Annotated in this window: 13 protein-coding genes; 9 read left to right on the forward strand and 4 right to left on the reverse strand. The window is 37.3% G+C overall.

Annotated elements, in window-relative coordinates; all coding sequences use genetic code 11:
* The first annotated feature begins 24 nt into the window (after positions 1-24).
* The 9 genes from C3K47_RS04625 (at position 25) to C3K47_RS04670 (ending at position 8,153) form a co-directional block, all read left to right on the forward strand.
* Positions 25-249 (forward strand): CcmD family protein, encoded by a 225-nt coding sequence (locus tag C3K47_RS04625; protein ID WP_103787953.1) that lies wholly within the window; start codon positions 25-27, stop codon positions 247-249.
* Between the two features lie 281 nt (positions 250-530).
* A complete protein-coding gene (locus C3K47_RS04635; RefSeq protein ID WP_207765234.1) occupies positions 531-1,967 on the forward strand; it encodes a Glu/Leu/Phe/Val family dehydrogenase in 1,437 nt (478 codons plus the stop codon).
* A 424-nt stretch (positions 1,968-2,391) separates the two neighbouring features.
* A complete protein-coding gene (locus C3K47_RS04640) occupies positions 2,392-2,808 on the forward strand; it encodes a cytochrome c maturation protein CcmE domain-containing protein (protein ID WP_103787955.1) in 417 nt (138 codons plus the stop codon).
* Positions 2,809-2,890: 82 nt separating this feature from the next.
* Complete coding sequence (locus tag C3K47_RS04645; protein WP_103787956.1) at positions 2,891-5,416, forward strand: heme lyase CcmF/NrfE family subunit; 2,526 nt, start codon at positions 2,891-2,893, stop codon at positions 5,414-5,416.
* A gap of 101 nt (positions 5,417-5,517) precedes the next feature.
* The gene (locus C3K47_RS04650; RefSeq protein WP_103787957.1) at positions 5,518-6,285 is read left to right on the forward strand and encodes a Rossmann-like and DUF2520 domain-containing protein; all 768 of its coding nucleotides are present in this window, start codon (positions 5,518-5,520) and stop codon (positions 6,283-6,285) included.
* 34 nt (positions 6,286-6,319) lie between these two features.
* Entirely contained in the window at positions 6,320-6,652 is a 333-nt protein-coding gene (locus C3K47_RS04655) for a 2Fe-2S iron-sulfur cluster-binding protein (RefSeq protein WP_103787958.1), read from the forward strand.
* 40 nt (positions 6,653-6,692) lie between these two features.
* Positions 6,693-6,935, forward strand: coding sequence for a Fe-S cluster assembly protein IscX (gene iscX / locus C3K47_RS04660; protein WP_103787959.1), 243 nt, complete (start codon positions 6,693-6,695; stop codon positions 6,933-6,935).
* Between the two features lie 79 nt (positions 6,936-7,014).
* Positions 7,015-7,536 carry a KdsC family phosphatase gene (locus C3K47_RS04665; protein ID WP_103787960.1) on the forward strand — a complete coding sequence of 174 codons (522 nt, stop codon included), beginning with the start codon at positions 7,015-7,017 and terminating at the stop codon, positions 7,534-7,536.
* Positions 7,537-7,583: 47 nt separating this feature from the next.
* Positions 7,584-8,153 (forward strand): Maf family protein, encoded by a 570-nt coding sequence (locus C3K47_RS04670; protein ID WP_103787961.1) that lies wholly within the window; start codon positions 7,584-7,586, stop codon positions 8,151-8,153.
* On the opposite strand, the gene C3K47_RS04675 is transcribed toward C3K47_RS04670, so the two are convergent.
* The 4 genes from C3K47_RS04675 to C3K47_RS04690 all read right to left on the reverse strand — a co-directional run bounded on the left by C3K47_RS04675 (position 8,150) and on the right by C3K47_RS04690 (position 12,636).
* Positions 8,150-9,085 carry a Ppx/GppA phosphatase family protein gene (locus tag C3K47_RS04675; protein ID WP_103787962.1) on the reverse strand — a complete coding sequence of 312 codons (936 nt, stop codon included), beginning with the start codon at positions 9,083-9,085 and terminating at the stop codon, positions 8,150-8,152. The two genes, C3K47_RS04670 and C3K47_RS04675, sit on opposite strands and share 4 nt — an antisense overlap.
* Positions 9,086-9,288: 203 nt before the next feature.
* Positions 9,289-10,608, reverse strand: coding sequence for an ABC transporter permease (locus C3K47_RS04680; protein ID WP_103787963.1), 1,320 nt, complete (start codon positions 10,606-10,608; stop codon positions 9,289-9,291).
* 21 nt (positions 10,609-10,629) lie between these two features.
* Positions 10,630-11,565 (reverse strand): ABC transporter ATP-binding protein, encoded by a 936-nt coding sequence (locus C3K47_RS04685; RefSeq protein WP_103787964.1) that lies wholly within the window; start codon positions 11,563-11,565, stop codon positions 10,630-10,632.
* A gap of 150 nt (positions 11,566-11,715) precedes the next feature.
* Positions 11,716-12,636: a DUF6624 domain-containing protein gene (locus C3K47_RS04690; RefSeq protein ID WP_103787965.1), complete on the reverse strand. Its 921-nt coding sequence runs from the start codon at positions 12,634-12,636 to the stop codon at positions 11,716-11,718.
* Positions 12,637-12,778: the final 142 nt, after the last annotated feature.

Below are 12,778 nucleotides of genomic sequence, written 5' to 3' on the forward strand. Positions count from 1 at the left end.
ATCACTCTTATAAATTAAACAACAATGAAAAAATACATATTGAGCCTGGTTTTAATGTTGATCTCTATTGCAACGTTTGCTCAAAATAACGGAACGGTGGAAATGGCCGATGAAATGCGTGGATCAGGTAAAATTTACGTAGTAGTAGGTGTTATTACGATCATCTTTATCGGTATTTCTTTTTACTTGTTCTCTATCGACAAAAAACTTTCTAAGCTTGAAAAAGACCATAATCAGCTAAGAAATTAAGCTGAAATGAGGTTTGGAAATATTCGCTGTTGAAATTCTAGTTGCATATAAGTGATTAGAATCATCCTAATGTTTAACCCAACTATTTGAAAATCAGGTTTAAAATAGTTGAAGAGAAAATAGAAAAACAAGCTGTGGTAGTTTGAGAATAAAGTTTTAATGCTAAGGGCAATTGTTTGATCAATTGTCGCCCTGAAGATAATATATAGCCAAATGCTTAAGTATTTATTGCTGAAGTGTTTGGCTTTCTTTATTTTTAAGATTACCCAATCATTTAATCTATGTCTAAGAAAACCATCAAGACATCCTTCCATGAAATTAGTTTGTGGGATGATGTGTGTGACTATTTTAATCACGCCGCTTCCTTTACCAATCACCCTAAAGATATTCTTGAAATGATCCGTAAATGCACCAGCATTTATTCTTTTCAGTTTCCAATTAGAAAGAATAACGGGTTCGAATTGATATCAGCCTGGCGGGTTGAGCATTCTCATCACCAACTGCCAACAAAAGGAGGAATAAGGTACAGCGAATTCGTTAGTGAAGATGAAGTAAAGGCTTTGGCGGCTCTGATGACCTATAAATGCGCTATAGTGAATGTGCCTTTTGGGGGAGCCAAGGGAGGTGTAAAAGTAAATCCTAAAAATTATAACGAAAGGGAATTGGAAAACATTACCCGGCGTTATACTTCTGAATTAATTAAAAAGAATTTTATTGGTCCTGGCATCGATGTTCCTGCTCCTGATTATGGAACAGGCGAACGTGAAATGTCATGGATCGTTGATACCTACCAATCTTATAACCCCGGACAAATCGACTCGAATGCTTGTGTAACAGGTAAACCCATAGCCCAATACGGTATTGCGGGAAGGAGGGAAGCTACCGGTCGGGGTGTTTTTTTTGCAACCCGCGAGTGTGTTAATGTTCCCGAGGATATGAAAAAACTGAAACTATCTGCAGGGATTAAAGATAAACGGGTAATTGTTCAGGGTTTAGGAAATGTTGGATATTATTCGGCAAAGTTCGTTCAGGAAGCCGGGGGAATTATTGTTGGTCTTTGCGAATTTGAGGGCGCTATTTATGACTCAAAAGGGCTGGATGTTGATGATGTGTTGAGGCACCGTAAAGAAACAGGTTCTATTTTAAATTATAAAAAGGCGAAAAACTTTAAAAATAGCAGTGAGGGTTTAGAGCAGGACTGCGATATTCTTATTCCGGCGGCGCTGGAAAATCAGCTGCACGAGGGGAATATCAAAAACATTAAAGCTAAAATTATAGTAGAGGGAGCCAACGGTCCAACTACACCTGATGCTGCAGGCATATTTGTAAAGGCTGGAGGCCTGATAGTACCCGATATGTATGCTAATGCCGGAGGTGTTACGGTTTCCTATTTCGAATGGCTGAAAAATTTGTCTCATGTAGCCTTCGGCCGAATGAACAAACGGTTTGAAGAAAATGCTGCGCGTAATATGGTGGATATGGTGGAGCGAATCACCGGTCAGTCTATTACTGCCGATCAACGCACAACGATTGTGAAGGGAGCTTCAGAGCTTGAACTGGTAAACTCTGGCTTGGAAGAAACAATGATCAGGGCTTATCATGAAATTCGGGATATTAAACTGGCCGACAAGAAAATTACCGATTTACGAGTGGCTGCCTTTGTCTGCGCCATTGATCGTGTGGCAGTTTCATATAAAAATTTGGGCATTTTTCCGTAAAAATCGGGTTAACAGTTCGGGTGCGAATTGTAAATTTCGAATTTCGGGTTAAGAATTGCGGGTGGTGAATTTCGAGTTGTGGGTTACGAATTGCGAGTTCTGGTTAGTGTTTTATTAATGTGTTATTTGATATAGCAGTATTGTTTATCAATAAAACAATAATCCTCAACTCCTAACCCTAAATTCGTAACCCGTAATCCATAATCAATATTTAATACAATAAAATCTCAACTCGCAACTCGCAATCCGTAACCAATATTTAAAACAATAAACTTCAACTCCCAACCCGAAATTCGCAACCCGTAATCCATACATTAAATCAATTGTTCATCACTAAAATCTATGTAACAAAATCCGCTAACCAGTCGGTTTTACAAGGCAAAAAAACGTATCTTTGCGCAACTTTATAAATCATTGATTATTAATGAAAAAGACGCATATTGTAGGGATTATTATCATTGCCGTTGCCATTGCGATTATTGTATCTACATATGGTAATTCGAGTACTTACGCCACATTCAGTGAAGCCAAAGAAACAACTAAAGAGCTTCATGTGGTGAGTCACCTGGTAAAAACCAAACCTCAGCATTACGATCCGATTAAAGATGCTAATTATTTCAGCTTCTATGCTATTGATAATAAGGGTGTTGAGTGTAAAGTGGTGTTCTTTGGAACTAAACCTCAGGATTTTGAAAAATCAGAGCAAATTGTACTTACCGGGGGAATGGTTGGTGACGAATTTCATGCTTCAAAAATTTTAATGAAATGCCCTTCAAAATATACGGATCAGCAAGCCGACATGAAGGAATTCTCTTCAGTAAAAAAATCAACTTCATTATAATTTTAAAATAAACTGTTTTAATAGCCCTGGGTAAATCCAAGAAAGCTATTAACTCTTTTTATATACACTTCTCAGATCTTAGATGGATATTCAATTCGTAGGAGAACACCTTCTTCCGGGTAAATTAGGCCAGTTTTTTATTGTATTGGCTTTTGGCGCCTCCCTTTTATCAACGGTTGCTTATTATTTTCAAACGGTAAAAGACAAAAATGATTTGTCATGGCGACAAATTGCTCGTTGGTCGTTCCGCATACAGTCGGTGGCGGTAATCGGAATTATTGCTTCGTTGTTCTACATCATCTATAATCACTATTTTGAATATAATTACGCCTGGTCACACTCTTCAAAAACACTTCCGGTTGAATACATGATCTCTTGTTTTTGGGAAGGTCAGGAAGGTAGTTTCCTTTTATGGGCGTTTTGGCAATTGGTGATCGGTAATATCATTATGCGAACTGCAAAGGATTGGGAAGACAGTGTAATGACTGTGATCAGCCTTTCTCAGGTTTTCATTCTTTCAATGCTGCTTGGTATTGAAATCTTTGGCCATCGCATTGGCAGCTCGCCTTTTATATTGTTAAGGGAAGCTATGCAGGATGCTCCGATCTTTAAAGATCCGGAATATCTGGTAAAATATATTACCGACGGAAAAGGCTTAAATCCTTTGCTACAGAACTATTGGATGGTTATTCACCCGCCAACACTGTTCTTTGGGTTTGCCTCAATGGTAGCACCGTTTGCTTACGCCATTGCGGGTTTGTGGACAAAACGCATTAACGAATGGACGAAACCAGCTATTCCATGGGCTTTAGCCGCTTCAATGGTTTTAGGAGCAGGTATAATTATGGGGGCTTTTTGGGCTTACGAAGCGCTTAACTTTGGTGGTTTCTGGGCATGGGATCCGGTTGAAAATGCCTCATTGATTCCATGGTTAACGATGATCTCAGCCGTACACGTTCTGATCATTTTCAAAAACACAGGCCATTCATATTTTACAGCTTTATTCTTAACGCTTATAAGCTATATCCTTGTTTTATACGCTTCGTTCTTAACTCGTAGCGGTATTTTGGGCGAAACCTCCGTTCACGCATTTACCGATTTGGGGATGATGGGACAGTTGGTTGCTTACCTGGTTGTCTTTTTAGTGATCAGCGTTATTTTGATTATTGTTCGCTGGAAGAAAATGCCTTTCACCGAAAAAGAAGAAAACATTTATTCCCGTGAGTTTTGGATGTTCATTGGCGCTTTGGTAATGACATTGTCGTGTTTGCAGGTAATTGGTTTTACTTCAGTTCCAGTAATCAATAAAGTATTTGGAACCAATATAGCCCCACCATTAGAACCAGTAGCGTTTTATAACCAATGGCAAATGCCTTTTGCTATAGTTGTAGCCATCCTTTTGGGTTTCTCTCAATTTATGAAATACAAAAAATCTGATACTGGCAAATTCTGGATCAGCACAGGTGTTTCATTTTTGATGAGTATCATAATTACGGCTATCATTTCTTATTTCACTTTATTTAGCGGTTTGAAAACCGTATTTGGAGAAGGATTTAATGGCAGTGAGAATTTTAACTGGTTGTTTGTCGTGTTGATCTTTGCTGCTGTTTTTGGAGTGTTGGCAAATTTAAATGTGCTGAGTGATGCCATTAAAGGGAAGTATAAGCTAACAGGTTCAGCTATTGCGCACATCGGTTTTGGTTTAATGCTAATCGGCGCGGTTGTAGCGGCCTCTCAAAATAAAGTTATTTCTATCAATACTTCCGGGTTTGATTACGGGTCGCAGTTCGATGCTAAAAATAAGCGCGAGAATATTTTGTTGTGGAAAAACGAGCCGATGAAAATAAATAACTACACTGTTACTTATTTGGGCGATTCAACTAAAGGTGTAAATACCTATTACCGCGTAAATTATAAAGTGATCGAGAACAATCAGGTTAAAGAAAGCTTTGATCTGTATCCTTTAGGCCAGCAGAATCCATCAATGGGTTTGGTGGCTTCACCAGATACCCGCCATTATTTAACCCACGATATTTATACCCACGTAAGTTCGGTGCCTAAAAAAGAATCGGCTGATGAGCATGAATCGCATGAGGGCCATAATGATGATGAAGAGTATGAAAAACCTGTTTCGTATAAGGTAAGTATTGGTGATACTATTTTCTTTGATGAAGGAAAGGTTATCGTAAAAGGGATCAATCGCAATGCACAATTAAAGGATATTCCGCTTTCGGGCAATGATCTTGCGATTGGCTTAAAGCTTGAAATTGTAGGAAATGATGATCACAAGGTTACGGCTATTGAACCTGTCTATCTTATCAAAAATAATTCGGTATTCAGCTTTGCAAAAAAAATGGATGAGTTTGGCTTGAAATTCAAATTTGTGAATGTTTTACCTGCAGAGCATAAATTTGAAATGGTGATGCTAAAGAAACCTGGCAAACAGAAAGATTACATCATTATGAAAGCCATTGTGTTTCCCTACATTAATTTTCTGTGGAGCGGAACCATTATTATGGTTATTGGTTTTGCTTTCGCCATTTCACGCCGTATCAAGGAACTAACTTCTTCAAAAGATAAAGAAAAGAATGCCCGTCAAGTGGCTTAATTAATATTTAGCGGGACCTGAGCGGAGATAATTGTTAAACAGACTTTTATCTCTGCTCTTTTAATTTTCGAATTGACCAGCTAAAAACACCTTACCCTCGCATGAAAATAGCATTTATTGGTTCAGGAAATGTGGCTACAAACATTGCTTTTGCTTTAAAAGCTGCAGGCCATCAAATGGTTCAGGTTTTTAACCATCGTTTACAAGGTGCCCTTGAATTGGCTGAGCAATTAGGGTGCGAGGCAACAGCTACTTTAAGTGAATTAACCCATCAAGCAGACTGTTACATTATTTCTGTTAAAGATGATGTTATAGAGGCATTGGCCGGTCAACTTCAATTGAATGATAAGCTGGTTGTGCATACTGCTGGCAGCGTTTCCATGGAGGTTTTACAAAAAGCTTCTAATTATTATGGGGTTTTATATCCGCTGCAAACCTTTTCCAAACAACGTTTGCTCGATTTTTCAACCATTCCTTTTTTTGTTGAAGCGTCTGATGATGAATCACTGGCTACCATTGAACAACTTGCCAAAAGCATTTCCAATGCTGTAACGCGCACTAATTTCGAGCAACGCAAAATGCTGCATTTGTCAGCTGTTTTTGCCTGTAATTTTGTAAATCATTTGTATGACCTATCCGAAGGCTTATTAAAAGAACACAATCTTAGTTTCGAGGCGTTGAAACCACTGATTCTTGAAACGGCTCTAAAAGTTCAATCGGTTAATCCGCATGATGGGCAAACTGGTCCGGCACGGAGAAACGATCAGGAGGTTATGACCAAACATTTACAATTATTGTCAAACAATCAGTCCCTACAATATATTTATCAGTTATTATCCGATAGTATTGTTAAATCTTTTCACAAATAACAGTGCTATGGTTACATTTTTTTAATTTTGGCGTATGAACGTTTATAAAGTAAAATTTAATTTCGAAGAGAAAGGGAAAGAGCCTATTGAGCTTTCAATTGCAGAAGGCGAGTCGGTTTTAGACGTTGCACTCGATAATAATATTGAACTACAACATAATTGCGGTGGCGTTTGTGGCTGCAGTACTTGCCATTTATATGTTGTTAATGGCATGGAGAATATTCAGGAAATTTCTGACAAAGAAGAAGACTTTATTGATCGTGCGGTAAATCCACGTATTACTTCCCGTTTAGGTTGCCAGTGTGTGATAATTGACGGTAATATTGAAGTATTGGTTCCTGACCAGTCAGGTTTTATGGGACATTAAAATCAGATTTTAGTTTTATTAAGTATTAGTTAAAAATAGCATGAAAGACGAAAAATACGCTTTGCCAATTCACTGGAAAGATTATGAAGATATTGCAATGGGGTTGTACGAAAAGTTTGGCGACGATTTTGACGAGTCGAAGATCTATCGTATTCGCTTTACTGATCTGATGGAATGGGTTTTATCTATTCCAAATTTCAGCAGTAAACGTGAAGATTGTAATGAGGGCCATTTGGAGCAAATTCAGAGTGCCTGGGTTTACGAGTGGAGAGATAATCAATAATAAATTTGAGAATTTGATAATTTGAAGATGGGTTAATTCATTTTCAAATTATCAAATTAACTGATTTTCAAATTGTATAATGAGTTTTCTACCTAAGCTAAAAAATATAACCACCCTTATTTTTGATGTTGATGGAGTTCTTACAGATGGTTCGGTATTGGTTACCGATGACGGACATCATTTACGAACCTTCAATATTAAAGATGGTTATGCCCTGCAATTAGCTGTTAAAAAAGGCTATAATGTAGTCGTAATATCAGGTGGAAAATCAGAAGGCGTACGCAAACGTTTAGAAGGTTTGGGTATCAAAGATATCTTTTTAGGTACTGGCAAAAAGATCGAGGTTTTCGAAAAACTGCTAAAAGATAATGGAATTGATGCGGAGCAGGTTTTGTACATGGGCGATGATATTCCTGATTTTATAGTAATGCAAAAAGTAGGCATTGCCGCTTGTCCTAATGACGCAGTTGCCGAAATCCAACAAATATCCAATTATATCTCACCAATACCGGGAGGGAAAGGTTGTGCACGAGATGTGATTGAAAAAGTAATGAAAGTTCAAGGCAACTGGTCCGACGATCAGCAAGGTTTCGTTTGGTAGCAAAACGGAAATTCAGATTTATAATTAAATTCATTTTTATTCATCCAATGAGATCTTCTTTAAACATAATATTGGCTTCAAAATCGCCACGCAGACAGGAACTGCTTAAACTTATGGGTTTCGATTTTAAAGTAGTTTTAAAAGACGTTGATGAATCATTTCCTGAGGGTTTAAAGCCTGAAGAAGTAGCCGTATTTATAGCCGAAAAGAAAGCCAGGGCTTTTGACGATAGCATTACCGATGAAGTGGTCATCACTTCCGATACGATTGTTTGCATCAATGATCAGATCTTAGGTAAACCGGCAGATAGGGAAGAGGCTATTAAAATGGTAAATATTCTATCGGGTACAACTCATGATGTAATTACCGGCGTTTCCATTCTTAGAAATCATCAGATCATTTCGTTTTATGATATTACTAAAGTGAGCTTTGAGAAGCTTAGTTATGAAGAAACGGCTTTTTACATCGATACTTACCAACCTTATGATAAAGCAGGTGCATACGGAATACAGGAGTGGATAGGGATGAACAAAATATCGCGTATAGAAGGTTCGTATACGAATGTGATGGGACTACCTACCGAGAAATTATACAAACATTTGATGGCTTTAATCTAGCAGGTTTTAACTTCCCTGGCCATCTCTGAGATTACCCCTTCTTTTAAGGCATAAGTGGATAAATGCATTCTCGAAGCGTTTAATCTCCTTCTAACATAATTAGTTAGAATAGCAGCTACCACAATCATGTCAACACGCATGGAAATAATGCCTGGAGTTTGCAAACGCTGTTTGTGGGTAGAATGGATCAGTTGCTCATAAATCGCCTCAAATTCACTCATATTAAACTCATAAGTGGTGAGTTCGTCAATCAATTCAGGAGTATGAAAACGATGTCCGATCATATCGGCAAAGGTTTCAAAAGAACCTGCAGAACCAATGATCTGGTCTATTTTAATTGCCTCGGCCGCTGAGAATAAGTTGGCCAGTGTTTCTTCGAAATAAGCTTCCATCTCTATAATTTCTTCTCTTGTGATAGGGTCACTTAAATGAAATTTTTGGATAAGCCGGGAAGCGCCAATTTCAAAACTTTGTTTCCAAAACATTTGCTGATCATCACAAATAATAAATTCTACACTTCCCCCGCCAATATCAATTATCAGTGATTTGTGGTTATGAAGTTCTATCGCTTCTTTTACGCCCAAATAGATAAACTCAGCTTCTCTGTCGCCATCAATAATTTCAACCTCGTAGCCTGTTATTTCTTTAACTTTTAGGGCGAAATCATTTCCATTTTTAGCATTGCGGAGTGCAGAAGTGCCAATAATCTTTAAAGCCTCAACCTGATAGTCGATGATTTTCTCTTCAAAATGCTTTACCGCTTTTATTCCTCTTTCAAAAGCAGAGTCAATGATCACTCGTTTATTAATGCCCCCTTCGCCTAATTTAACCGCAATGTTCTCCTTATACACTTCAGCCATAAAGCCGTTTTTTAGTTCAGCTATTAAAAGATGAAAAGTATTAGTTCCCATATCGATTACGGCAAGTCTCATTGAAAGTAAGCTATTGATGGTGATTAATGGTTTTTACGGTTGAACAAAGATAAGTAACAAGAAACGCTATTTTATGTTCTCTGCAGATTTTATTGGCAAATAGTTATATCAATTAAATTCTAATAAAAATAAAAAAGCCATTCGTTTTTAAATTCCGAATGGCTTGATAGTGCTTTGTAATTATTGATTTTTAAGCTTCTTCCTTATCTGTAAAACAACCATTTCCCTAGCTCTTTCCAGCTCGCTTTTTTGCCATACATCAAAATGCCTGTACGGTAAATGCGTGCCGCCAACCAAACAGTTCCAAAGAAACCTGCCACTAAAAGTGCCATTGAAAGAGCAAGTTCCCAAGGGGCGACGCCATATGGTATGCGTACCATCATTACAACAGGAGAGAAGAAGGGGATCATCGACATCCAGAACGAAATAGGACTATCTGGATTATTCACAACAAAATTAACCGAAAAGATAAAGGCAAAGATGAGCGGAATTGTTACCGGCATCATAAATTGTTGTGTTTCGGTTTCATTATCTACTGCCGACCCTATGGCAGCGAAAATTGCACTGTACAATAAATATCCTCCCAGGAAATAAAATATAAAAGATCCCAGGATTAAGCCAAGAGGTACCGTATTTAAGGCTTCAAATACTTTGGCTGCAGGGTTATCAGCTTGCTGGGTAGCTTTTGACATTCCACCAGGGTTTTTCTGCATTTGCTCGATCTTGTTTTTGGTGTCTTCTGGTACCAAGGCTTTCATGGCAATCGATCCTATAGTAAAGGTTAAAATCACCCACAGTAAAAATTGAGTCAGGCCAACAAGTGCAACGCCTATTATCTTACCCATCATTAACTGAAACGGCCTAACCGATGATATGATCACTTCAATAATACGATTGGTCTTTTCTTCAATAACTCCACGCATTACCTGAACACCGTACAAGAAAATGAACATGTAAATGAGGATAGAAGCAGCCATACCTACGCCAAAAGCTGCACCTGAGCTTCCCGCTTCTTCACCCTTATCAGTTAGTTTTTTGGTGTCTATTGAAACTGTGGTCTTTAAGTTATCAAGCACTTTCTGCTCAATTCCCGCTTCAGTTAATTTCTTATCACGGATCACATTTTCAAGTTGATTTTCAATATTAGAACTAAAACCAAGTCCCGCCTGTTTTTTAGACATCAACTCAATGTTATGCGGCTGGTAACCTTCAAATTTTGGAATGTATAACAAGTAAGCGTTATCTCCTGATTTGACAATTTTTTTTGCGTCCTCAATGGTGCCATCCAGGTACGAGAACTTAACGGTTTTGTCTTCTTTTAATTTATTCTTGAAAACACCGCTTTCATCAATCACAATTACATTTCTGGGGCCGCTTAATTCATCGCCTTTCACCACCAATGCAAAAATTCCACCGTACATAAGCATTATAAGCAATGGAACTACTATTGTTAAAATGATAAATGATTTTTTTCGAACGCGCGTAAGGTATTCGCGGCCGATAATAAGTAATATCTTGTTCATAATAGATTTCTGATTGCTTAATTATTGAAGTTCTGCGGGTAATATGCCGCCTGTTTCTTTTACCTTGGAAATAAAAATGTCATGCATACTCGGAATGATCTCCTCCAAACCTTCGATGTTAATATGCGGCAATAAAAACTTTAGCAAGTCATTTGCACTGTGTTCGTTTTTTAATTTTACAGTGATATGTTGATGTAAATCGTCGGCAGAATGGTTCAATTGATCATATATGTTGTTCGCACTGCCATTTAAATAAGGTAAGTTTCCTTTATAAGAGACCTTGTAAGAGTTGCTCCGGTAGTTATATCTGATTTCCTTCACCCTTCCATCCAATATTTTGTGAGACTTATTTATCAAAGCGATCGAATCGCACAACTCCTCAACCGACTCCATGCGGTGTGTAGAGAAGATGATTGTTGTTCCTTGTTTGTTTAATTCAAGGATCTCACGTGTTATAATGTCTACATTAATTGGGTCGAAACCAGAAAATGGTTCGTCAAGAATTAACAGATCAGGCTTATGCATAACGGTTGCCACAAACTGAACCTTTTGTTGCATGCCTTTTGATAATTCTTCCACTTTTTTATGCCACCAATCCTGAATTTCCAGTTTTTCGAACCAGTATTTGGCTCTGCTTAATGCTTCAGAACGGCTCAGGTCTTTTAATTGGGCCAAATAAAGTACTTGCTCGCCAATTTCCATTTTCTTGTATAATCCGCGCTCTTCGGGCAAGTAACCTATTTTAGAAATGTGTTTCTGCGAAAGTCTTTCGCCGTTGAAATAGATCTCTCCGCTATCGGGTGCTGTTATTTGGTTTATTATTCGGATAAGGGATGTTTTTCCGGCGCCATTGGGTCCTAATAACCCAAATACGCTGCCTTTTTCAATTTCTATGCTTACTCCGCTTAACGCAGTATGATTTGCATATTGTTTAACGATGTTGCGTATGCTTAACATTTAGAGTCTTTTAAAGCATGAATTTAAGAAAATATGGCTTGAAAATGTTATAATTTAAAGTTTTGTAATCAAACTTTGACTTACTATTAGTTACAAATTAAAAAGGTTGCCAATGTTATTGGCAACCTTTTTATATAAAAGTAATAAGATTTAAATGCTTAAACCGTATGATTTCAGGTATTCATTCAAAGGCTGCATTCCTAATTCAGCTCTGAGCTGATTTACTTTTGATGGATCTTCTACAGGTTGTAAGAAATAATTTCCTTTAGCATCTAATCCTACTTGCGTTCCGTAAATCTGTTTTTTTCCTTGTCTTATCGCCATTATATCATCAATGACCGCCATTTGCTCTAAAGTAGCAAAATCTTCTTTTACAGCCTTTTTAAACAATGGAAGGTATTTTTTTTGTGTGTACAGACTTACATATTTCAATAAATAGAACTGGGCATCTCGACCTTTTTTACCAACCACATTTTGCCCAACCCAGCCAATGGATTTCCACATATCCGTGATGATATCCTTGTAAAGTGAATCTTTTGCCGTAACTGTTTTATTGAGTTTTTCGAAAGCAATTTTGTTTTTGGGATCATGATGTTTTAAGCTATCCAACTTTCGGTGCCAGTAAATTAAATTGTCATGAATTGTATCTAACTGCTTTTTTAAAGTCTGATCGAGGTTCGCTTCTGTTTTATCAGAATTTACCTTAACAATTCCAACTAAATGATTCCAACGGGCATCTAAATGAATAGGCGTAAAAGCGGGATCATTCACCAACTTATCATAATCACTGAAATTACCTTGCTTGGCCATTTTTAGTAAATGATAAAAAGCTGAATCTGGAGTAAAGTTCATCGACCAGGCTTTGGCTGCATTATACCTGTCTTTTAATGTGCTTCGATAACTATTCACTCTAAAGGCCCAGGAAAAGGCATAAGTTGATTTCTTATACTCTTTTATCCTGTATAGTGAATCAGCAATTTTGATCAACGATTGGTATGTTTCAGATTGTGCATGGACAGACGAAACCCGGAGGATTAAAAAAGTAAGAATTAGGATGTAAACTTTCCTCATAAACTGGCATCAAATGGGTCTATATTTAAACTGCAGAGAAGCGAAATATAATGATGTCAATAGCCAAATATAATACATTATTCAAAAAATAAATTATTTATAAAAGAAAATTAATTAAAGTAAATTTTCTTTATCTATTTGA

The sequence above is a fragment of the Solitalea longa genome, from assembly GCF_002920915.1.
Taxonomy (GTDB): domain Bacteria; phylum Bacteroidota; class Bacteroidia; order Sphingobacteriales; family Sphingobacteriaceae; genus Solitalea; species Solitalea longa.